The organism is Stenotrophomonas thermophila (genome assembly GCF_001499715.1).
Classification (GTDB): Bacteria; Pseudomonadota; Gammaproteobacteria; order Xanthomonadales; family Xanthomonadaceae; genus Stenotrophomonas; species Stenotrophomonas hibiscicola.
The window spans coordinates 182102-202940 of record NZ_CVIW01000012.1; the positions used below are offsets into that span (position 1 = coordinate 182102).

Consider the following 20839-nt stretch of genomic DNA (forward strand, 5'->3'; position numbering starts at 1 on the left):
GGGAACCATGCGATACCACTCGCTCGCCATGTTGATCACCCTGCTGGCAGCCGCACCTGCCATTGCCCAGCAGCTGCCGCACACCCCTGCGCAGAGCCAGCCGCTGGGCCCCACCGGCGGCGCGATCCGCCAGCAACCGCTGGATGCGGGCCGGGTCAGCGGCAGCGTCGAGATTCCGCAGCAGGCCGGCGAGGCACAGGTGACCGTGCGCTCGCTGGAACCAAGCAGCGTGGTTGGCCAGTACCGCATCCACTTCGCTGCGCTGGATGTGAACGGCGATGGTTTCATCAGCCGCGAGGAAGCGCAGGCGAATCCGGCGCTGGCCGATGAGTTCAATGCGTTGGATGTGAAGCGTCGCGGCAAGCTGGATCGTGCAGACCTGGCCGGCTGGCTGGTGGATTGAATCCACCCGCGATCTTCATCCACGCATGGCGTGGATCTACTGACGTGGGGCACCCACCAGAGCGGTTTGCATTCTGCTACACCCCGGCGGCGCGCTTCCAGAATGCCTGCACCAGCGGCGGCCATTTGCCGACGCAGCCCAGCGCGCGGCCGCGGGCCAGGGTCAGGTGCATTTCGTCGTTGGAAAACAGGCGGTTGATCGCATCGAAGCTGTAGGCGGCGATGTGGTTGTCGCTGCGCCGTTCGCGTGCCCAGCGCTGCAGGCGCTGCGGCGACAGCCGCGGCTGGCCGCGGCGCTCGGCCGACGGCGCCAGCCACTGCTGCAGGGCAGCGACATCGCGCAACCCCAGGTTCACGCCCTGCCCGGCCAGCGGGTGCACCACATGCGCGGCATCGCCCAGCGCCAGCACGCGGCCGGCGACGTAGTGACGGGCCAGCTGGCGGCGCAGCGGGAATGCTGCACGCGGTGATGCCAGTCGCAGCTCACCCAGGCGCGCCGCGAAGGCGCGGGTCAGTTCGCGGTTGAAGCTGTCCTCGTCCAACGCCAGCACGCGAGCCGCCTCGTCCTCGGGCAGGGTCCAGACGATCGAGCTGCGGCGCTCGGCCACCGGCAGCAGCGCCAGCGGTCCGCTCGGCAGGAAACGCTGCGAGGCGGTGGCCTGGTTGGGAAGATCGCTGTCCACGTAGGCCACCACGCCACGCTGGTGGTAGTCATGCTTTTCAACCTCGATCCCGGCCAGTTGGCGCAGGGTCGATTCGGCGCCGTCGGCGGCTACCGCCAACGCCGCTTCCAGGCGACGACCGTCATCCAGGCGCAGGCGCACGCCGTCCTCGTCCTGCTCCAGCGCGTCCACCCGTGCCGGGCAATGCAGCTGCACGCCCGCCGCCGGCAACGCCGCCCACAGGCGGTCCTGCAGCAGGCCGTTCTCGACGATGTAGCCCAGTTCACGACGGCCGAAGCGATCGGCATCGAACAGCAGATCTTCGCCACCGGCCGCATCCCACACCTGCATGCGCCGGTAGGGCCAGGCACGGGCTTGGGCGATCGCCGGCCACACGCCGAGGCGGTTCAACAGCTGCACGTTGTCGGCGGCAAAGGCGAACACGCGCAGGTCCGGCTGCGCAACCTGCCACGGCGCGGGCTCACGACCTTCCACCAACGCCACCGACAGGCCGGCATCGGCCAGCGCCAGCGCGCACGCGGCACCGACCACGCCACCGCCGACGATGGCCACATCCAGGCGCGCGCGGCGGCTCATGCGGTTTCTCCACGGCACAGCCGCGGTACTTCGCCACGGAAGCCCATCGCACCACCGACCAGCATCGACTGCACCGAGGCGCGTTGTGCGGCCACCAGACCGAGGCTGCGCAGCGGCCGCATCAGTGGCGCCGGGTTGCTGGTCAGCCGTGCCAGGCCGCCGGAGAACGCCACCGTCTGCCGGCGGTCTTCCTCGCGGCGTGCAACATAGGCCTGCAGCAATGCATCACTGCCGGCATCCTCATGCGCATTCTCCAGCAGTTCGGCCAGGGTCAGCGCATCGCGCAGGCCCAGGTTGAAGCCCTGCGCACCCAGCGGATGGATGGTCTGCGCGGCATTGCCAAGCAGCACCGCGCGCTCTCCGGCCAGCGCGCGCGCCAGCACCTGGATGAGCGGATAAGCACTGCGCGGGCCGGATTCGAGCAGCCGGCCTGCGCGCCAGCCGATCGCGTCCTGCAGGCGTTGCAGCCAGGCCGCATCGTCCAGCGCCATCACCGCATCGGCCTGGTCGCGCGCAACGCCGTGCACGGTGCCGAAGTGACGATCGCCACGCGGCAGCAGCGCAGTCGGGCCGGTATCGGTGAACCGCTCCCAGGCGGTGCCATCCGGTGCGCGCTGGCTGCGCACCCGGGCGACGAACAGGGTCTGCTGGAAATCGTGGCGATCGACCTCGATGCCCAGCGCGTCGCGCACTCCACTGGTGGTGCCATCGGCACCGATCACCAGTTGTGCCAACAATACGCGCTCGCCAGCGTCGTCGGCCACCCGCACCTGGCGGTAGCCGCCGACCACCTCGCCCAGGCCCAGGAACCGCGTCGGCCGGTAACGCCGCAGCCGCGGCAGTTCCTGCAGGCGCGCTTCCAGCGCCTGGCCGAAATCGCGCGCGACCACCACCTGGCCGAACCAGGGCCGGTCGTAATCGGCCGCTTCGAGCTGCACGCGGCCGAAATCGCCGGCACGGCTGACATGGATGCGGCGTATCGGGCCCGGGGCCATCGCCAGCTTCTGCATCACCCCCAGCGCGGTCAGGGCGTTGACGGTGGCAGCGGCGAAACTGAGATTGCGCTGGTCGAACACCGCAGGCAGCCCGCCGGCCGGGCTGGCCTCGAGCAGGCCCACGTCGCGGCCCAGCCGGTCCAGGGCGATGGCCAGGCTGGCACCCACCAGGCCACCACCGACAATCAGCACGTCATGTCGTTCACTCATGTGTTCATGATACGCGCTCGTCCCGACTGTACGCCGAACGGGCGGCGCCTGCGCCAACCGGCGCGGCGGGCTAGAATGAAACCTGAATCCGCTCCGGGCCCGCTGCCATGTCCGCCACCGCCAACCGCGCCTTCGTACTGTCCGTCCTCGTGCTGTTGCTGGCGGCGACCCGGGTCAACCACTTCGCGGCGATCCCCGATGCCTCCTGGGCGGTGTTCTTCATCGGTGGCTTCTATCTGGCCATGTGGACACGCTGGGCGTTTCCGCTGCTGATGGTATTCGCGGTGCTGGTGGACTGGATCGTGATCCGCAGCAGCGGACTGGATTTCTGGCAGCACTACTGCGTGTCGCCGGGTTACTGGCTGCTGCTGCCGGCCTACTTCTCGTTGTGGGCCGGCGGCATGCTGCTGGGCCGCAATTACCAGGGCGCACGCTGGCCGGTGCTGGCCAAGGGTGCGTTGCTGCTGGTGGCCTCGGTGGCGGTCTGCCACCTGCTGGCGCAGGGCGGTTTCTACTGGACCAGCCGTAACGTGGCCGAGCCGACCCTGGCCGGCTGGGCACAGAACTACGCGCAGTGGTTCGGGCCCTACCTGCGCACTACGGCGATCTATGTGGCGCTGGCCGCTGCCCTGCAGCTGGCCGTGGAGCAGGTGTTGAAGCTCCAGCAGGCCCGCCGCGACATCCGCCACTGAGCCGCGCGCCATGGGTCATCGCCTCTCGCGCATTTACACCCGCACCGGCGACGACGGCAGTACCGGCCTTGGCGACGGCCAACGCGTGGCCAAGGATGACGCCCGCGTGGCGTCCTTCGGTACCGTCGACGAGGCCAACGCCGCGCTCGGCCTGCTGCTGGCCGCGCCCCTGCCCGAGGATGTACGCGCGCTGGTGGTGCATCTGCAGCACCAGCTGTTCGATCTGGGCGCCGAGCTGTGCATTCCCGGCCACGCCGCGATCCATGCCGCCGACGTCTCGGCCCTGGAGCAGCAGCTGGACCATTACAACGCCAACCTCCCGATGCTGAAGGAATTCATCCTGCCGGCCGGCGGCGAAGCTGCCGCGCGCTGCCATCTGGCCCGCACCATCGTCCGCCGCGCCGAGCGCGAGACGGTCACCCTGGCCCGCCACGAGGCCGTCCGCAGCGAGGCGCTGCAATACCTCAACCGGCTGTCGGACCTGCTGTTCGTGCTGGCCCGGGTGCTGGCCCGCGCCGACGGCCATGGCGAAGCGCTGTGGCAGCCACAGCAGCGCCAGCGCTGAGTAGGCACGATGCTGGTCTATTCCCACCCGTCCTGCCTGCTGCATGACCCCGGTCCCGGCCATCCCGAATGCCCGCAACGGCTGCAGCAGGTGCTGGACGCGCTGCACACCGCCTTCCCCGGCCAGCTGGACTGGCGCGAGGCACCGCCGGCAAAGTTCGGCGAACTGACCCGGGTCCACGACAGCGCCCTGCTCGACTTCGTGCTGCAGCCGCAGACCGCACCGCTGCGCCAGCTGGACATGGACACCTGGACCTCGCCGGGCTCGGCCAGCGCCGCCGTGCACGCCGCCGGTGCCGGCGTCGCCGCAGTCGATGCGGTGATGCTGGGCGAGGACCCTCTGGCCTTCTGCGCGGTACGCCCACCGGGCCACCACGCCACCAGCAGCACCGCCATGGGCTTCTGCCTGCTGAACAACATCGCCATCGCCGCCGCCCATGCCCGCGACCGCCATGGCCTGGAACGGATCGCGGTGGTCGATTTCGACGTGCACCACGGCAATGGCACCCAGGACATCTTCCAGCATGACGCCCGGGTTTCGTACTACAGCACCCACCAGGCCGGGCTGTTCCCCAATTCCGGCCTGCGCCGCGACCGCGGTGCCGGCAACCTGATGAACATCCTGCTGCCGCCGGGAAGCGGCGGCTTCCGCTTTCGCAACGTCTGGGCCGACGAAATGCTGCCTGCCATCGACGACTTCCGCCCGCAGCTGCTGCTGATCTCGGCCGGCTTCGATGCCCACCTGCGTGATCCACAGGCGGATCTGATGCTGGAGACCGACGATTTCGCCTGGATCACCGGTGAGCTGCACGCGCTGGCACGCCGCCACGCGGCTGGCCGGGTGGTGTCGATGCTGGAGGGCGGCTATGACCTACAGGCCCTGGCCGAGTGCAGCGTGGCCCATGTCCAGGCCCTGCTTACGCCATCCGCCGGCACCTCCGCCGGATGAACCCGAACCGGCAGGCTCCGGCGTCCTTCATTGCCCCTATGCAAGGGATGGGGCAAGCTACCGTCCGTTTTCGCCCGAATCCGAACCGCGTGCGCCGAGCCCTCCGCCTGCTTCCCCTGCCTCTGAGCATCGCCATCAGCCTTCCGGCAATGGCTGATGATAAGCCGCTCAACTGGGGCCTGTGCCCGGCCACCGACGTCATTCCCGCGTTCACCGACGCCCCCACGCCGGTCCCGGGCCAGGACAAGGCTGCCGCTGCGGCCGCCCGCGAGAACCAGCCGACCGACATCGAAGGCGACCAGCTGCTGGGTACCACCACCGTGCCGCAGTACGAGGGCAACGTGGCGCTGCGCCGGGGCGACCAGTTCGTCGGTACCGACAAGCTCAGTTTCGACACCGAGACCGGCAACTACATCGCCGACGGCAATGTCCGCTACCAGGACGGATCGATCCGGATGGTCGCCAAGCGCGCCGAAGGCAACCAGGAAAGCGACACCCACAAGATCACCGACATCAAGTACCAGCTGGTGTCGCGCCGCGGCAACGGCGATGCCGAGTCGGTCGACCTGCAGGGCGCGGTCGGCCAGATGCACCGCTCCACCTACACCACCTGCGACCCGTCACAGCCGGTGTGGAAGCTGTCGGCGCCGCAGATCGAAGTGGACAACGACGAGGGCTTCGGCACCGCCCGCAACGCCGTGCTGCGGATCGGCAAGGTGCCGGTGCTGTGGGCGCCGTACTTCAAGTTCCCGATCGATGACCGCCGCAAGACCGGCCTGCTGTTCCCGCAGCTGGGCATGTCCGGCCGCAACGGTTTCGACTACGCGCAGCCGATCTACTTCAATCTGGCGCCGAACTACGACGACACGTTGACCCCGCGCTACATGAGCCGGCGCGGCCTGCTGCTCGACAACGAGTTCCGCTACCTCTACAACGGCGGCCGTGGCGAGGTGCTGACCAGCTACATGCCCAGCGACAGGCTGCGTGACCGCGACCGCGGCCGGGTGATGTTCGACGGCTACCACAACGTGACCAGCCACTGGCAGGCCCGCGCCAACCTGGCCTGGGTGAGCGACGAGCGCTATGTCGAGGACTTCGCCAACCGCCTGGTGGGCGTGACCGCCTCCAACCTGCAGAGCACCATTGGCCTGTACGGCACCGGCCAGAACTGGACGGCCGGGATCATGGCCGACCGCTGGCAACTGACCGACTACACCCTCAACGAGAGCGCGCTGCCCTACAACCGCCAGCCGCGCCTGTACTTCAACTGGGACAAGCCGGTCCTGCCGTGGCTGGAAACCGGCATCTACGCCGAGGCCGTGCGCTTCACCCACGACGACGTCAACTTCAAGTACGACGCCAGCGCCGGCGAGGATCTGCAGTACACGCGCAACGGGTACCGATGGACCGACGGCGTCGGTGTCAGTGGCGGTTCGCGGCTGGATGTGAAGCCCTACGTATCGTTCCCGATCAGTGGTGCGGCCTGGTATGTGACCCCGACCCTGGCCTACCGCTACACCGCCTATCAGCTGGACCGTGGCCTGGTGGATGGTGTGAGAGGCATCCAGGCCCAGATCCTGCGCTCGCAGGGCATCGACCCGACCACGGCCACGCCGGAACAGCTGCGGGGCAACACGTCGCCCAGCCGCAGCCTGCCGATCGGCAGCATCGACGCCGGCCTGTTCTTCGACCGCGAGACCAGCATCCGCGGCAAGTCCTTCCTGCAGACACTGGAACCGCGCCTGTTCTACCTGCGCACGCCGTACCGCAACCAGGACGAACTGCCGATCTTCGACACCCGTGACTTCACCTTCAGCTGGGGCCAGCTGTTCCGCGATTCGCGCTACACCGGCGCCGACCGCCAGAACGATGCCAACCAGCTGACCTTGGCACTGAGTACCCGTTTCATCGACCAGACCACCGGCAAGGAGCGGTTCTCGGCCTCGATCGGCCAGATCCAGTACTTCGACGAGTCGCGGGTGACCGTCACGCCGGGCGGCGCGCCGGTAGAGAAGGGCAAGTCGGCGTGGATCGCCGACGGCAACTACATGATCAACGACCGCTGGACCCTGGGCGCCACCTACCAGTGGGACCCGAAGTACAAGCGCGAGGATCTGGCCAGCGTCCGCGCCCGCTACCTGATGCCCAACGATGGCGTGATCAACCTGAGCTACCGCTACCGCATCAACGCCGGCGCCCCGGCGACGGCCAACAAGCATGACCGCACCCTGCTGGAGCAGGCTGACCTGTCGTTCCTGTACCCGCTGAATGCGCGCTGGAGCCTGGTCGGTCGCTATTACTACTCGCTGCAGGACAAGGAGCCGCTGGAAATCATCGGCGGCGTGCAGTGGGACAGCTGCTGCCTGGCCGTGCGCGTGGTCGGCCGCCGCTACGTCCGCAATCGCGAGGGCGAGATGAACAATTCCATCCAGGTGGAGTTCGTCCTGAAGGGCCTGAGCTCCATCGGCCAGGACACGGACCGCACCCTGCGCCGTGCTATCCTCGGCTACAACCGCGACGACCTCTATCTCGTGCCGCCCAGCAACACCGGGGTGACCCGCGATGACTACGATCCGAATCAGATCCCATGACCAAGCGCTTCCCCGTTCTTCTCGCCTCCCTGCTGGCGGTGTCCAGCGTGTCCGCCCCTCTGCAGGTGCTCGCGCAGGAGGCGCAGCCGTTGGACCGCATCGCCGCCGTCGTCGACGAGGACGTGATCCTGCAGAGCGAGCTCCAGCGTGCGATCGCCAACATCAAGGCGCAGTACGCGGGCCGTGAAAACCAGCTGCCGCCGGAAGACGTGCTCAGCCGCCAGGTGCTCGAGCGACTGGTGCTGGTCAAGCTGCAGGTCGCCCGCGCCCAAGGCAGCGGCATCCGCGTCAGCGACCAGGAGCTGAACCAGGCGATGAATGCCATCGCCCAGCAGAACGGCTCGGACCTGGATGCACTGCGCCAGCGCCTGGCCCACGACGGCATCGATTTCAACGATTTCCGTGCTTCAGTGCGCGATGAAATCACTGTGCAGCGCCTGCGCCAGAGCTTCGCGCAGAGCCGCATCAGCGTCAGCGAGGGTGAAGTGGACGCCGCGCTGAAGCAGCAGGCCACGGTGGGCAACCAGTACCACCTGGCACACATCCTGATCGCCCTGCCCGACGGCTCCAACGCCGACCAGATCGCCACCGGCCAGAAGAAGGCCGAGGGCGTGAAGGCCCTGCTGGACAAGGGTGAGCTGGACTTCAACGCTGCCGCCGTGCGTTATTCGGACAGCCCGAACGCGCTGGAAGGCGGCGATCTGGGCTGGCGCAGCCTGGATGAAATCCCGCAGGCCTTTGCCCAGCTGATGGAAAAGATGAAGCCGGGCGAAGTGGTCGGCCCGATCCGCGGCCCCAGCGGCTTCCAGTTGCTGAAGCTGGTGGAAGTGCGTGATGCCAGCGCCGCCAGCGGTGGCGCGCACACGGTCACCGAATACCACGGCCGCCACATCCTGGTGCGCGTGGACGATCACCAGACCGACGCTGCCGCCAAGGCCAAGATCGATACCCTGCGCGCCCGCATCGCCGGCGGCGCGGATTTCGAAACCGTGGCCAAGGAATCCTCCGAGGACAACAACAGCAAGGGCCAGGGCGGCGATCTGGGCTGGTTCCCGGTCGACGCGTTCGGTCCGGCGTTCGGCCAGCAGGTGGCCGGCATCCAGGACGGCGGCGTCAGCCAGCCGTTCCGCACCGATGCCGGTTGGCACATCGTGCAGCGCGTGGCCACCCGCCAGACCGACGTAACCAACGACAACCAGCGCGCCCAGATCCGCGAGACCATCGGCCGCCGCAAGCTGGAAGACGAGTACAACCGCTTCCTGCAGGAACTGCGTGGCGAAGCCTATGTCAGCTTCCGCAGCGGGGACCGCGCGGAAAATACCGCCACGCCGCCGCAGTCCTGACCGATGCGCCCCGAGCTCGCTCTGGTACCGGGCGAGCCCGCCGGGATCGGCCCGGAGCTGTGTGTCCGCCTCGTCCAGCAGCCGCGTGAAGATTGCCGGCTGCTGGCCTTCGCCGACCCGGATACCCTGCGCGCGGCCGCCGTCGCGCTGAACCTGCCCCTGCAGCTGCTGCCCGAGGACGCCGAAGCCCGCGCCCCGGGCGACCTGCGTGTGCGCGCGGTGGCCAATGCCATGCCCAGCCACTTCGGCCAGGCCGACCCGGCCAATGCCGGGGCCGTCATCGGCGCCCTGCTCGCTGCCGGCCAGGCCTGCCTGTCCGGCGAACTGCACGGCGTGGTCACCGGCCCGGTGCACAAGGCGGTCATCAACGAAGGCGGCATCGCCTACAGTGGCACCACCGAACTGCTGGCCGACCAGGCCGGGGTGAAGGTGGTGATGATGCTGGCCAACCCCATCGTGCGCGTGGCCCTGGCCACCACCCACCTGCCGCTGCGCGAGGTGGCCGATGCGATCACCGCGCCCAGCCTGGAACACACCCTTCGCACCGTGCACGCCGCGCTGTGCCGCGAGTTCGGCCTGCCCGCGCCACGCATCGCCGTGCTCGGCCTGAACCCGCACGCCGGCGAAGACGGCCATCTGGGCCGCGAGGAACTGGACCTGGTCATCCCGCTGCTGCAGCGCCTGCGCGCGGAGGGCATGGACCTGGTCGGGCCGCTGCCGGCCGATACCGCGTTCCTGCCGGCCAAGCTGGCCGGTTTCGACACCGTGCTGGCGATGTACCACGACCAGGGGCTGCCGGTGCTGAAGTACTCCGGTTTCGAGCAGGCGGTGAACCTGACCCTGGGCCTGCCCTACCCGCGCGTGGCGGTAGACCATGGCACCGCGCTGGACCTGGCCGGCCGCGGCATTGCCGATCCTTCCAGCCTGCAGGCGGCAACGACGCTGTGTGCGCAGCTTGCGCGGCAACGTACACTGAGCGCATGAATTCCCCGCATTCCCCCTCCGGCCCGGTGTTCACCGCACCGGCCAAGAAGCAGCTTGGCCAGCATTTCCTGGCCGATCGCCACTACATCGACAAGATCGTGATGGCGGTCAATCCGAAAGAAGGCGATCGCCTGGTCGAGATCGGTCCCGGCCAGGGTGCGATCACCCTGCCGCTGCTGCGCGTGCATCCGAAACTGACGGTGATCGAGTTCGACCGCGACCTGATCGCGCCGCTGACCGCCGCCGCCGAGCCGCTGGGCGAGCTGACCATCGTCCACCGCGACGTGCTGCGCGTGGACTTCACCGAGCTGGCTGCCGGCCAGCCGATCCGCCTGGTCGGCAACCTGCCCTACAACATCTCCTCGCCGATCCTGTTCCATGCACTGGAACATGCCGCGGTGATCCGCGACATGCACTTCATGCTGCAGAAGGAAGTGGTCGACCGCATGGCCGCCGGACCCGGCAGCAAGGTGTACGGCCGGCTCAGCGTGATGCTGCAGGCCTATTGCCAGGTGACCTCGCTGTTCGTGGTGCCGCCGGGCGCGTTCCGGCCGCCGCCGAAGGTCGATTCGGCCGTGGTACGGCTGGTGCCGCGTGACCCGGCCGCGATCAACATCAACGACCACGCCCGTTTCGCCGAGGTGGTCAAGGCCGCCTTCGGGCAGCGCCGCAAGACCCTGCGCAATGCGCTCAACAACGTCGTGACGGCCGAGCAGTTCGTCGTCGCCGGCGTGCGCCCCGATGCCCGCGCCGAACAGCTGGATGTGGCTGAATTCATCGCTTTGGCCAATGCCTCCTGATTACACTGCCGGTATGGAAGACGCTGACGTTTACGCCATTTCCGTCGAAGTCGCACCGCGCTTCCTCGACGATCAATCCGCGCCGGAAGACGGACGCTATGCGTTCGCCTACACGATCCGCATCCACAACCAAGGGCGTGTTGCCGCGCGCCTGGTCGCACGCCACTGGCGCATCACCGATGCCAACGGCCGCGTCGAGCATGTCGATGGCGACGGGGTGATCGGCGAGCAGCCACGCCTGCGTCCCGGTGAAGACTTCCATTACACGTCCGGTGTCATGCTGGGGACCGATCACGGGACCATGCAGGGCCACTACGACATGGTCGCCGACGACGGCACCGAATTTGCCGCGCCGGTCGCACCTTTCGTGCTGGCCATCCCGCGTACCCTGCACTGACACGGAGGCCGGACGATGAGTGTGTGGGCGATCGGCGACCTGCAGGGCTGCTATGACGTCACCCAGCGGCTGCTGGAGAAGATCCGCTTCGACCCGGCGCAGGACACCCTGTGGTTCTGCGGCGACCTGGTCAACCGCGGTGGCCAGTCGCTGGAAACGCTGCGGCTGGTGCATTCGCTGCGCGGGCACAGCGTGGTGGTGCTGGGCAACCATGACCTTTCGCTGCTGGCCGTCGGTGCACGCACCGAAGAGGAACAGCGCAAGGTCAACCCGGACCTGCTGCGCATCGTGCAGGCCGAGGACCGCGACGAACTGCTGGACTGGCTGCGCCTGCAGAAGCTGGTGCACGTGGACCGCGAGCTGGGCTGGATGATGGTGCACGCCGGCCTGGCGCCGAAGTGGACCACGCAGATGGCCGAAAAGCATGCCGCCGAGGTCGAGGCGCAACTGCACGGTGCCGGCTACCGCAAGCTGTTCCGCAACATGTACGGCGACAAGCCGAGCTGGGCGCCGAACCTGTCCGGCTACGACCGTTCACGGGCGATCATCAATGTGCTCACCCGTATGCGCTACTGCACCCCGCGCGGGCGCATCGGCATCGAGGACAAGGGCACGCCGGGCACGCAGGAACAGGGACTGTACCCTTGGTTCGAAGTGCCAGGCCGGGTCGAGCGCGACCTGAAGATCGTCTGCGGCCACTGGTCGGCGCTGGGCCTGACCATCACCCAGGGCGTGCATGCCATCGACACCGGCGCAGTCTGGGGCGGCAAGCTGACCGCGATCCAGCTCGATACCGACGAACTGCGCGTGGTGCAGGTGCCGGGCCGCGATGTCCCCGCACCCGTGCCCAACGCACGCACGCCAGCGCGACCAGCACGCGAGCGCCCGGCTGCATCGGCGCAGGGCAGAGACGCGGGCGGGGCCAACGCCGCGGCCGCCAACCCGGGCAACCGTGGCCCGCGCCGTCGTCGTCGCCGTGGCGGCGGTGGGGGCGGCTCCGCAGGCCCTGGCAACAACGGGGCCCCGCCGCAGGCGTGACCTGATCGTTCCCGGCACCATGGACGGGTGCCGCTGCCCACTCCGGGCCCGGCCACCACCGGCGGTGGAAGCACCGCCCACGGTCCATCGCAGCCGTTGCGCGTCTTCGCCGCTGGGCGCAGCACGCGCGAAGAGGACCCGCGGTTTCAGCACGCCATCATCGGGCATTACCGGATGCCGTAGCGACAGCCCAGGTAGAGTCGACTGTCAGTGGACTATCGCGCGCAGCGCGGGTTTTTCGGGTGACCGCCGAGAGCAGTCGACTAACAGTCGACTCTACCCCGTCGATATCCCCGTCGATATCCCCGTCGGTGTTTTCGTTGGTATTTGCGCGATCAGCGGCGCACGTAATGCACGAAGCGGAACGCGTAGACGTGGCGTTCGTCGGCCGGGTGCGGCTCGCTGCTGACTTCCCGCCAGTCCTGCATGTCGACTTCGGGGAAATGGGTATCGGCACGCACTTCGGCATCGACCCAGGTCAGGTACAGGTCGCTGGCTTGGTCCAGCAGCTGGTGGAAGATCTCGCCGCCGCCGATGATGCACAGCTCGCTGGCGCCCTCGCCTTCGGCAATCGCCTTGGCCTCGTCCAGCGACGCCACCGCATGCATGCCCTCGAACGGCACCTGGCCGCTGCGGGTCAGCACCAGGTTGGTCCGTCCCGGCAGCACGCGGCCGATCGACTCGGCCGTCTTGCGCCCCATCAGGATCGGCTTGCCCAGGGTGAGCGCCTTGAAGTGCTTGAAATCATCCGGCAGGTGCCAGGGCATGGCATTGCCCTGGCCGATGCCACGGTTGCGGTCCAGCGCCACGATCATCGACAGCTTCATGGCACTCACACCGCCACCGGCGCCTTGATGGCCGGGTGCGGATCGTAACCGTCGATGCGGATGTCGTCGAACTGGAAGCCGAACAGGTCGGTCACCTCCGGGTTCAACCACAGCTTGGGCAGCGCGCGCGGTTCGCGCGCCAGCTGCTCGCGGGCCTGCTCGAAGTGGTTCGAGTACAGGTGCGCGTCACCCAGCGTGTGCACGAAGTCGCCCACTCCCAGGCCGGTGGCCTGCGCCACCATGTGGGTCAGCAGCGCATAGCTGGCGATGTTGAACGGCACGCCGAGGAAGATGTCGCCGCTGCGCTGGTAGAGCTGGCAGCTGAGCTTGCCGTCCACCACGTAGAACTGGAACAGGTTGTGGCACGGCATCAGCGCCATCTGCGAAAGCTCGCCCACGTTCCAGGCGCTGACCACCAGCCGGCGCGAATCGGGGTTGCGCTTGATCTCGTCCACCAGCCACTGCATCTGGTCGATCTCGCGGCCATCGGCGGTGGCCCAGCTGCGCCACTGCTTGCCGTAGACCGGGCCGAGGTCGCCGTTCTCATCGGCCCACTCGTCCCAGATACGTACCTGGTTGTCCTTCAGGTAGCCGATGTTGGTATCACCCTTCAGGAACCACAGCAGCTCGTGGATGATCGAGCGCAGGTGCAGCTTCTTGGTGGTGACCAGCGGGAAGCCTTTGTTGAGGTCGAAGCGCATCTGCCAGCCGAACACGCTGCGGGTGCCTGTGCCGGTACGATCACTCTTCTCCGCGCCATGTTCCAGCACATGCGCAAGCAGATCCAGGTAGGCCTTCATGCCTTGCCCTCCGCAGCCATCACCGGTTGCGGCTGCAGCACCGGTGCGCGGCGCGACATCACCAGCAGCACCAGGCCGAAGGCGATCAGCGGCAGGCTGAGGATCTGGCCACGGGTCAGCCAGTCGAAGGCCACGTAGACGCCGTTGTCGGGCATGCGCACGAACTCCACCGCGAAGCGGAACAGGCCGTACATCAGCGCGAACAGGCCGCCCACCAGGTAACGGTGGCGCGGCTTGGCCGACACGGCCCACAGCACCACGAACATCACCAGGCCTTCCAGGAAGGCTTCATACAACTGCGACGGATGGCGCGCGAACTGGTTCAGCGCGCCGGTGGCGAACTGCGCCTGCAGGGTCGCGTGGTCCAGCTGGTTCAGCGGCGCCGGCAGGCCCGACGGGAACACCACGCCCCACGTGCCGTCGGTGTACTTGCCCCACAGCTCGGCGCCGATGAAGTTGCCGATGCGACCAAAACCCAGGCCCAGCGGCACCAGCGGCGCCATGAAATCCATGGTGTCGAAGAAGTGCAGGCGGTGCTTGCGCGACCACCACCAGCAGGCGCCCAGCACGCCCAGCAGGCCGCCGTGGAAGCTCATGCCGCCATCCCATACCTTGAACAGCAGCAGCGGGTTGTGCAGGAAATCGCCCAGCGCGTAGAACAGCATGTAGCCGATGCGCCCGCCCAGCACCACGCCGAGCATGGCGTAGAACAGCAGGTCGGAGAAGCCGTTGGCGTCGACGCCCGGCAGGCGACCGGCGGCGATGCGCGTGCGTCCCAGCAGCCAGGCAGCGGTGAAGCCCAGCAGGTACATGATGCCGTACCAATGCACCTTGATCGGCCCCAGCGAGAGGGCGATGGGGTCGATGTCGTGGAAATAGATCATGGAAGGTGCCTTGCGGTTGAACGCCTATTCTCGGGCCAGTGCCGCCCCGGCTCAACCAAGAAGCTGGGGCGAGTTCGGCAACGCGTCATCGTTCGACCGCGTCGAGGCCGGGAAGTGCCCTTCGATCAGGCTGGAAACCTCGTCGATGGCATCCTGCAGCGCTTCCACCGGATGGGAACCACGCAGGCCCTCGCGCAGATGGGTGCAGACCCGCTGCCACTGCGCCGGGCTGACCCGGCCGTGCAGGCCGCGGTCGGCGACGATCTCGATGGCATGGTCGGCCAGCAGCAGGTAGATCAGCACGCCGTTGTTGTGGGCGGTATCCCAGGTGCGCAGGCGTGCGAAGGCATGCTCGGCGGCCTGCCTCGGGGTGACCTTGTGCCACAACGCGGACAGAGGCAGATCGGCCTCCACAGCGAACATCACCTGACCGCCGTGGCGCTGCTCACCGGCGGCGATGGCCTCGGTGATCGCCTGCAGCGTGGCTGGCGGGAACGCGCGACGTACCGACGGCGAACATACATGGCGGAACAGACGTTGGATCATCACCAGCCTCCCGAAGCACCACCGCCACCGGAACGGCCACCGCCGCCGCCCCAGCCGCCTCCGCCGCCGAATCCACCGCCTCCGCCAAAACCGCCCCCGCCGCCCCAGCTGCCACCGCCCCAGCCTCCGCCACCGGCGAAGCGCCCCGGATGCCCGGAGAGCATCGCCACGATCAGGCCGACCACGCCTGCCAGGCCACTGGCCAGCAGGGTGGAGGTGAACAGGAACGCCGCCACGGCTGCGCCGGCACCGCCGAGCAGGCCACGCAGCGGGCGTGGCACGCGCGAAAACACGCCGCGCAGGATGCTGCCGGCGAATACACCGATGAACAGCGCTAGAAACCAGGTATCGCCGCCGCCACCCGGCTCGCGCCCACGATGGCCACTGACCGGTGCGGGCAGCGTTTCGCCATCGATCAGCTTGACCAGCACCGCGGTGGCATCGGTGATGCCCCCGGCGTAGTCGCCACTGCGGAAGCGTGGCACCAGGTACTCCTGGATGACCCGGTTGGCGATGGCATCGGGAATCGCGCCTTCCAGGCCGTAGCCCGGCTCGATGCGCACGCGCCGGTCGTCCTTGGCCACCACCAGCAGCACCCCGTCATCCACGCCCTTGCGGCCGATCTGCCACTGGTCGAAGACCCGCGTGGTGTACTGGGCGATGTCTTCCGGCTGGGTGGTGGGTACCACCAGCACCTGCAGCTGGCTGCCCTTGCGCTGCTGAAGGTCAAGCGCCTGCTGTACCAGCACCTGCTTCTGCGCGGCATCCAGCGTGCCGGTGGTGTCGACCACCGGCGAATCCAGCGCCGGAACCGGCGCCAGCTGCTGGGCGTGCGATGCCAGCGGCAGCCATAGCAGCAGGGCCAGCAGCGCAGTGGCCAGGCGCATGGGTCAGTGGCCCGGCTGCGGTGCCGGCTGCTGCTGCGGCGCGCTGCCGAAATCGACCGCCGGCGCGTTGGAGATCTGCGCTTCGTTTTCCACGGTGAAGTTCGGCTTGGTCTTGTAGCCGAAGATCTTGGCGGTGATCACCTGCGGGAACGAGCGGATATAGGTGTTGTAGTCCTGCACCTGCTGGATGTAGCGGCCACGGGCGACGGTGATGCGGTTTTCAGTGCCTTCGAGCTGGGCCTGCAGGTCGCGGAAGTTCTGGTCCGACTTCAGCACCGGGTAGTTCTCGGTGACCACCAGCAGCCGCGACAGCGCGCTACCCAGTTCGCCCTGGGCCTGCTGGAACTGCTTGAGCGAGGCTTCGTCATCGGCGTTGACGTTGATCTGGCCGACACGCGAGCGGGCGTTGGTGACTTCGGTCAGCACGCGCTCTTCCTGGCTGGCAAAGCCCTTCACCGTCTGCACCAGGTTGGGCACCAGGTCGGCGCGCCGCTTGTACTGGTTGAGCACTTCGGACCAGCTGGCCTTGACCGCCTCATCCTTCTGCTGGATGGCGTTGTAGCCGCAGCCGGACAGCAGGGAGGCCAGCAGCATCAGGGGCAGGACACGGGTGAACAGGCGCATGGCGGAGGTTCCGGGTGGACTGGGCACCGAGCATGCCACGGATGGGGTGAAAGATCGGCCATCGGGCGCCGCCCCCTCCGCGGTGTGGTCCAGCCAGCTCGGGGTGGGCCGGGAGGGTGGGTCGGCTGGGGGCCGCTGCAAGTACGTCCATGTAAGCTCGGTCGCCGCATCCATGCGGCTCACGCCCCCAGCCGACCCACCCTCCCGGCCACGGACAATTTCCTGCGCACCGCGGGAAGATCAAAAGAAAAATCAAAAGCAAAAGCCGGTTCTTCAGGCATTCGTGTCGACCAAGGTCGACACCTACCAGAGCGGGACGCCGTTCCGGCCGATCGCGGCAATCTGTCGGAGGTGGGGCGGTGTGGGTTGGCAGGACCGTTGGCGCCATGGATGGCGCCATCGAGCCCCCATGGATGGGTTCACGGCGTGTCCTGCCAAACCACACCGCCCCGCCCAACCCTCAGAAAACCAGCGCCGGCTGTTGCGGTTGATGTTGCTTCGGCGGTTGCCTTGGCCTTCAGCGGGTGCAGGGCTGCAAGCCCTGCCGGAATCCAACACTCCTCAGCAAGCCTCAGCCACCGCAGTGCGCGGACGCCCCAGCCATGCCAGCAGCAGGCCCGACGCGGCCAGCAGGCCACCGGCCACCGGAATCGCGGCGTAGCCCAGTCCCGAGCTGATCACCGCACCACCCAGCGCAGCACCTACCGCATTGCCCAGGTTGAATGCACCCACGTTGATCGACGACGCCAGGCCCGGCGCCTCGCTGGCCACCTGCATCACCCGGATCTGCAGTGGCGGCACAAGGGCGAAGGTCGCCGCGCCGAACAGCAGTACACCCAGCGCCGCGGTAGCGTGGCTCATGAAAGCCAGCGGCAGCACGAACATCAGCACCGCCAGGGCAGCCAGCAGGATACGGGTGGCGCCATCGAGCGACCAGTCGGCCATGCGCCCACCGATGCCGTTGCCGAAGGTGAAGCCGATGCCGATCAGCGCCAGCGAGATCGCGATGAAGGTATTGGAGGCGCCGGTCAATTCGGTCAGCACCGGTGCGACGTAGGTATAGAGGGTGAACATGGCACCGGCGCCGAGCACGGTGGTGGCCATCGCCAGCAGCACCGGCGGCTGCAGGATCGCCTTCAGTTCGCGGCGCACGTCCGGGCGCGGCCCCGGTGCAGATGCCGGCAGCGCGAAGCCCAACGTAGTGATCGCGACCAGGCCCAGCGCCGCAGTACCGGCGAAGGACAGGCGCCAGCCCAGCTGCTGGCCGACCCAGGTCGCCAGCGGCACGCCGCCGATGTTGGCGATGGTCAGGCCCATGAACATGGTGGCCACGGCCGCAGCCTGCTTTTCCTTCGGCACCAGGCTCGCAGCGACCACCGCACCGATGCCGAAGAAGGCACCGTGGTTGAGGCTGGTGACCAAGCGCGACAGCAGCAGCATCCCGTAGTTCGGCGCCAGCGCAGACAACAGATTGCCGGCGACGAAGATCGACATCAGCAGCATCAGCGCGGTGCGCTTGCCGAAACGCCCCATCAGCAGGGTCATCACCGGCGCGCCCAGCATCACGCCCACGGCATAGGCGGTGATCAGCATGCCCGCAGTGGGGATGCCAACGCCGACGCCGTCGGCGATGACCGGCAACAGGCCCATCGGGGCAAACTCGGTGGTTCCGATGGCGAAGGCGCCAACGGCAAGCGCCAGCAAGGCGGCTCTGGAATTCATGGGGGAGTCCTGGGGGGCGGGAATCGAGAGTGCGTAGCCTGCGCGCTTTGCTGCGCCGGATTAAGCCTCGCCCCGGGAAAACACTGTTGATCCTGATTCACAAGTGGAGGCCGGAACGCAGCCAAAAGTGCAAAAACCGCAGTGCCGTTGCAGAGCCAACCTCCCCCACAACGCAGAACCCCCGGCATGCCGGGGGTTCTGAGGGACTCACACGCCTGTGGCGCGCTTACCAGTTGCCGGCACCCGGCACGTTGTGCTCGCGGGCGCGGCGGCGCATCAGCAGATTCAGCCACTCCACCAGCACCGAGAAGCCCATCGCGGCGTAGATGTAGGGCTTGGGCACGTGCACGTCCAGGCCGTCCAGGATCAGCACCGCACCGATCATCAGGATGAAGGCCAGGGCCAGCATCTTCACGGTCGGGTTGGCATCGATGAAGCGGCCCAGCGGGTTGGCGGCCAGCAGCATCACCATCACCGACAGCAGGATCGCGGCGACCATCACCGGGATGTGGTCGGCGATGCCGACGGCGGTGATCACCGAGTCCAGCGAGAACACGATGTCGATCACCGCGATCTGCGCGATCACGTAGCCGAACACGGCCGAGGCCTTGGTGGTGCTGGGATCTTCATCCTCGCCGCCGCTGATCAGCTCCTTGATCTCCATGCAGCCCTTGATGATCAGGAACAGGCCACCAACGATCAGCACCAGGTCGCGGATGGAGATGCCCATGCCGGCCACGGTGAACAGGTTGGCCGCCATGTGCGCCAGGTAGGCCAGCGACACCAGCAGCGCGATGCGGGTGATGCAGGCCACCGCGATGCCGAGCTTGCGGGCGAACGGGCGACGCTCTTCCGGCAGCTTGCTGACCGCGATGGAAATGAACACCAGGTTGTCGATGCCGAGCACGATTTCCAGCGCGCTGAGCGTGAACAGGGTTACCCAGGCATTGGGGTCGGCGAGGAACTCAAAGGACATGGAAACTCTTCAAGGCAGTGGGGGAATGGGGTTTCAGCCGTAGCTGCCGGCCAGCGCGTGCGGAACCACGACCAGCGCCCAGCACAGCAGCACGTTCATCATCAGCACGAAGACCGCCGCCGAGCCCATGTCCTTGGCGCGGCCGGCCAGTTCATGGATCTCGCTGCCGTAACGTTCGATCACCGCTTCGATGGCCGAGTTGGCCAGCTCCATCGCAAGCACCAGCAGCATCGAGCCGATCAGCAGCGCGCGTTCGACCGGCGTCTGGCCCAGCCAGATCGCGAGCGGCGTCAGCAGGATCAGCAGGTAGACCTCCAGCCGGAACGACGACTCGTGCAGCCAGGCAGCGCGCAGGCCCTGCCAGGACCAGCGGGCGGCCTGGAAGATGCGGCGCGGGCCGCGCGGCAGATGGCCGAACTGATCAGCCACGGGGCGAACATCCAGCAACAGGGACGCGGCGCAGCGACCGCTCAGACGCACGGCAGGGGATCATGGGCGCACAGGAATAGGCAGATGGCCGCCATTTTGCCACAAGGCCGCCCGCCGCCGCCCGGCACCGGCCCGGTGAACGGACTGCCAGGGGCAAGCTTCGACCTGCCCCAGCTTCTATCATGGTCGTCCCTACCCTGCCGGAGCGCCTGATGTCCCATCGCCGTACCTGCCTGCTGATGCTGGGCCTGCTGACCGCCGCCCCCCTTGCCCAGGCCCTGGGCCCGGCCAAGTCACCGCGGGTACCCGAACAGGTCTCCAACGTGGCCTGGGCCAGCGACATGGCCCACTTCGCCAGCGCCGACCAGGCCAGTCCGCCGCCGCGTGGCGGTATCGAGTTCATCGGCAGCTCCTCGATCCGCATGTGGGAGAGCCTGGCCACCGACTTCCCCGGCCAGCCGGTGTTCAACCGCGGCTTCGGGGGTTCGGAAGTGCGTGACAGCACCTGGTATGCCGATCGCATCGTGGTGCCGTATGCACCGTGCAAGGTGTTCTTCTACGCGGGCGACAACGACCTCAACAGCGGCCGCAGCGCCGTGCAGGTGCGCGACGATGTGGTTGCCTTCGTGCAGCGCGTGCATCGCGACCTGCCGAAGACCCGGGTCGAGTACCTGTCGATCAAGCCGAGCCCGTCGCGTGCGCATCTGCTGCCGGCGATCAACGAGGCCAATACGCTGATCAAGGCCGCCCTGGCCACGCTGCCCAACACCGGCTTCACCGACATCTACACGCCGATGCTGGGCGCCGATGGCCAGCCGGATGCAACGCTGTTCCGCGAGGACATGCTGCACATGACCCCGGCCGGCTATGCGATCTGGACCAAGGCGCTGGCGCCGAAGGTCAACTGCAACTGAAGCCGA

22 protein-coding genes are annotated in these 20839 nt (G+C 67.8%); 11 read left to right on the forward strand and 11 right to left on the reverse strand.

Annotated elements, in window-relative coordinates; translation table 11 throughout:
• The first annotated feature begins 7 nt into the window (after nt 1-7).
• A complete protein-coding gene (locus BN1263_RS07595) occupies nt 8-403 on the forward strand; it encodes an EF-hand domain-containing protein (RefSeq protein WP_058980380.1) in 396 nt (131 codons plus the stop codon).
• Between the two features lie 76 nt (nt 404-479).
• Here BN1263_RS07595 and BN1263_RS07600 read toward each other — a convergent pair whose 3' ends face one another.
• Nucleotides 480-1661, reverse strand: coding sequence for a UbiH/UbiF family hydroxylase (locus BN1263_RS07600; RefSeq protein ID WP_058980381.1), 1182 nt, complete (start codon nt 1659-1661; stop codon nt 480-482).
• Complete coding sequence (gene ubiH, locus BN1263_RS07605; RefSeq protein WP_058980382.1) at nt 1658-2866, reverse strand: 2-octaprenyl-6-methoxyphenyl hydroxylase; 1209 nt, start codon at nt 2864-2866, stop codon at nt 1658-1660. The genes BN1263_RS07600 and ubiH overlap by 4 nt, the downstream gene beginning before the upstream one ends.
• A 107-nt stretch (nt 2867-2973) precedes the next feature.
• Here ubiH and BN1263_RS07610 point away from each other — a divergent pair, with 107 nt between their 5' ends.
• From BN1263_RS07610 to BN1263_RS07650, 9 genes are all read left to right on the forward strand, one after another.
• A complete protein-coding gene (locus BN1263_RS07610; RefSeq protein WP_058980383.1) occupies nt 2974-3558 on the forward strand; it encodes a hypothetical protein in 585 nt (194 codons plus the stop codon).
• Between the two features lie 10 nt (nt 3559-3568).
• The gene (locus BN1263_RS07615) at nt 3569-4123 is read left to right on the forward strand and encodes a cob(I)yrinic acid a,c-diamide adenosyltransferase (RefSeq protein WP_019661123.1); all 555 of its coding nucleotides are present in this window, start codon (nt 3569-3571) and stop codon (nt 4121-4123) included.
• A 9-nt stretch (nt 4124-4132) separates the two neighbouring features.
• A complete protein-coding gene (locus tag BN1263_RS07620) occupies nt 4133-5071 on the forward strand; it encodes a histone deacetylase family protein (RefSeq protein WP_019661122.1) in 939 nt (312 codons plus the stop codon).
• Nucleotides 5072-5160: 89 nt separating this feature from the next.
• Entirely contained in the window at nt 5161-7662 is a 2502-nt protein-coding gene (gene lptD / locus BN1263_RS07625; RefSeq protein WP_080398791.1) for an LPS-assembly protein LptD, read from the forward strand.
• A complete protein-coding gene (locus tag BN1263_RS07630) occupies nt 7659-9005 on the forward strand; it encodes a peptidylprolyl isomerase (RefSeq protein ID WP_019338102.1) in 1347 nt (448 codons plus the stop codon). The genes lptD and BN1263_RS07630 overlap by 4 nt, the downstream gene beginning before the upstream one ends.
• 3 nt (nt 9006-9008) lie before the next feature.
• On the forward strand, nt 9009-9989 hold the full coding sequence (gene pdxA / locus BN1263_RS07635) for a 4-hydroxythreonine-4-phosphate dehydrogenase PdxA (protein ID WP_019661120.1): 981 nt from the start codon (nt 9009-9011) through the stop codon (nt 9987-9989).
• Nucleotides 9986-10789 (forward strand): 16S rRNA (adenine(1518)-N(6)/adenine(1519)-N(6))-dimethyltransferase RsmA, encoded by an 804-nt coding sequence (rsmA, locus tag BN1263_RS07640; RefSeq protein WP_058980385.1) that lies wholly within the window; start codon nt 9986-9988, stop codon nt 10787-10789. The genes pdxA and rsmA overlap by 4 nt, the downstream gene beginning before the upstream one ends.
• Before the next feature lie 13 nt (nt 10790-10802).
• A complete protein-coding gene (gene apaG / locus BN1263_RS07645; protein ID WP_005412297.1) occupies nt 10803-11186 on the forward strand; it encodes a Co2+/Mg2+ efflux facilitator ApaG/CorD in 384 nt (127 codons plus the stop codon).
• Between the two features lie 15 nt (nt 11187-11201).
• On the forward strand, nt 11202-12224 hold the full coding sequence (locus tag BN1263_RS07650; RefSeq protein ID WP_058980386.1) for a symmetrical bis(5'-nucleosyl)-tetraphosphatase: 1023 nt from the start codon (nt 11202-11204) through the stop codon (nt 12222-12224).
• 335 nt (nt 12225-12559) lie between these two features.
• Here the strand turns inward: BN1263_RS07650 and BN1263_RS07655 are convergent, their stop codons facing one another.
• The 9 genes from BN1263_RS07655 to BN1263_RS07695 all read right to left on the reverse strand — a co-directional run bounded on the left by BN1263_RS07655 (nt 12560) and on the right by BN1263_RS07695 (nt 19919).
• Nucleotides 12560-13051 carry a dihydrofolate reductase gene (locus BN1263_RS07655; RefSeq protein WP_058980387.1) on the reverse strand — a complete coding sequence of 164 codons (492 nt, stop codon included), beginning with the start codon at nt 13049-13051 and terminating at the stop codon, nt 12560-12562.
• Between the two features lie 5 nt (nt 13052-13056).
• Nucleotides 13057-13851, reverse strand: a complete 795-nt coding sequence (locus BN1263_RS07660; protein WP_058980388.1) for a thymidylate synthase — start codon at nt 13849-13851, stop codon at nt 13057-13059.
• Nucleotides 13848-14735, reverse strand: coding sequence for a prolipoprotein diacylglyceryl transferase (gene lgt / locus BN1263_RS07665; RefSeq protein WP_058980389.1), 888 nt, complete (start codon nt 14733-14735; stop codon nt 13848-13850). Before lgt ends, BN1263_RS07660 begins: the two co-directional genes overlap by 4 nt.
• A 51-nt stretch (nt 14736-14786) precedes the next feature.
• The gene (locus BN1263_RS07670; protein WP_058980390.1) at nt 14787-15281 is read right to left on the reverse strand and encodes a TPM domain-containing protein; all 495 of its coding nucleotides are present in this window, start codon (nt 15279-15281) and stop codon (nt 14787-14789) included.
• Nucleotides 15281-16168, reverse strand: a complete 888-nt coding sequence (locus tag BN1263_RS07675; RefSeq protein ID WP_058980391.1) for a TPM domain-containing protein — start codon at nt 16166-16168, stop codon at nt 15281-15283. Before BN1263_RS07675 ends, BN1263_RS07670 begins: the two co-directional genes overlap by 1 nt.
• Nucleotides 16169-16171: 3 nt before the next feature.
• Nucleotides 16172-16792, reverse strand: a complete 621-nt coding sequence (locus tag BN1263_RS07680; RefSeq protein WP_012479189.1) for a LemA family protein — start codon at nt 16790-16792, stop codon at nt 16172-16174.
• Between the two features lie 561 nt (nt 16793-17353).
• Entirely contained in the window at nt 17354-18514 is a 1161-nt protein-coding gene (locus BN1263_RS07685; RefSeq protein ID WP_058980392.1) for an MFS transporter, read from the reverse strand.
• 226 nt (nt 18515-18740) lie between these two features.
• Nucleotides 18741-19490 (reverse strand): TerC family protein, encoded by a 750-nt coding sequence (locus BN1263_RS07690; protein WP_019661110.1) that lies wholly within the window; start codon nt 19488-19490, stop codon nt 18741-18743.
• A 33-nt stretch (nt 19491-19523) separates the two neighbouring features.
• Nucleotides 19524-19919: a diacylglycerol kinase gene (locus tag BN1263_RS07695; RefSeq protein WP_058980393.1), complete on the reverse strand. Its 396-nt coding sequence runs from the start codon at nt 19917-19919 to the stop codon at nt 19524-19526.
• Between the two features lie 212 nt (nt 19920-20131).
• On the opposite strand from BN1263_RS07695, the gene BN1263_RS07700 reads away from it, so the two are divergent.
• Nucleotides 20132-20833 (forward strand): SGNH/GDSL hydrolase family protein, encoded by a 702-nt coding sequence (locus BN1263_RS07700; RefSeq protein WP_058980394.1) that lies wholly within the window; start codon nt 20132-20134, stop codon nt 20831-20833.
• Nucleotides 20834-20839 lie beyond the last annotated feature (6 nt).

Coding starts and splice junctions, on each gene's coding strand:
- BN1263_RS07595 (WP_058980380.1), top strand. CDS start 8: ATGCGATACCACTCGCTCGCCATGTTGATCACCCTGCTGGCAGCCGCA.
- BN1263_RS07600 (WP_058980381.1), bottom strand. CDS start 1,661: ATGAGCCGCCGCGCGCGCCTGGATGTGGCCATCGTCGGCGGTGGCGTG.
- ubiH (WP_058980382.1), bottom strand. CDS start 2,866: ATGAGTGAACGACATGACGTGCTGATTGTCGGTGGTGGCCTGGTGGGT.
- BN1263_RS07610 (WP_058980383.1), top strand. CDS start 2,974: ATGTCCGCCACCGCCAACCGCGCCTTCGTACTGTCCGTCCTCGTGCTG.
- BN1263_RS07615 (WP_019661123.1), top strand. CDS start 3,569: ATGGGTCATCGCCTCTCGCGCATTTACACCCGCACCGGCGACGACGGC.
- BN1263_RS07620 (WP_019661122.1), top strand. CDS start 4,133: ATGCTGGTCTATTCCCACCCGTCCTGCCTGCTGCATGACCCCGGTCCC.
- BN1263_RS07630 (WP_019338102.1), top strand. CDS start 7,659: ATGACCAAGCGCTTCCCCGTTCTTCTCGCCTCCCTGCTGGCGGTGTCC.
- pdxA (WP_019661120.1), top strand. CDS start 9,009: ATGCGCCCCGAGCTCGCTCTGGTACCGGGCGAGCCCGCCGGGATCGGC.
- rsmA (WP_058980385.1), top strand. CDS start 9,986: ATGAATTCCCCGCATTCCCCCTCCGGCCCGGTGTTCACCGCACCGGCC.
- apaG (WP_005412297.1), top strand. CDS start 10,803: ATGGAAGACGCTGACGTTTACGCCATTTCCGTCGAAGTCGCACCGCGC.
- BN1263_RS07650 (WP_058980386.1), top strand. CDS start 11,202: ATGAGTGTGTGGGCGATCGGCGACCTGCAGGGCTGCTATGACGTCACC.
- BN1263_RS07655 (WP_058980387.1), bottom strand. CDS start 13,051: ATGAAGCTGTCGATGATCGTGGCGCTGGACCGCAACCGTGGCATCGGC.
- BN1263_RS07660 (WP_058980388.1), bottom strand. CDS start 13,851: ATGAAGGCCTACCTGGATCTGCTTGCGCATGTGCTGGAACATGGCGCG.
- lgt (WP_058980389.1), bottom strand. CDS start 14,735: ATGATCTATTTCCACGACATCGACCCCATCGCCCTCTCGCTGGGGCCG.
- BN1263_RS07670 (WP_058980390.1), bottom strand. CDS start 15,281: ATGATCCAACGTCTGTTCCGCCATGTATGTTCGCCGTCGGTACGTCGC.
- BN1263_RS07675 (WP_058980391.1), bottom strand. CDS start 16,168: ATGCGCCTGGCCACTGCGCTGCTGGCCCTGCTGCTATGGCTGCCGCTG.
- BN1263_RS07680 (WP_012479189.1), bottom strand. CDS start 16,792: ATGCGCCTGTTCACCCGTGTCCTGCCCCTGATGCTGCTGGCCTCCCTG.
- BN1263_RS07685 (WP_058980392.1), bottom strand. CDS start 18,514: ATGAATTCCAGAGCCGCCTTGCTGGCGCTTGCCGTTGGCGCCTTCGCC.
- BN1263_RS07690 (WP_019661110.1), bottom strand. CDS start 19,490: ATGTCCTTTGAGTTCCTCGCCGACCCCAATGCCTGGGTAACCCTGTTC.
- BN1263_RS07700 (WP_058980394.1), top strand. CDS start 20,132: ATGTCCCATCGCCGTACCTGCCTGCTGATGCTGGGCCTGCTGACCGCC.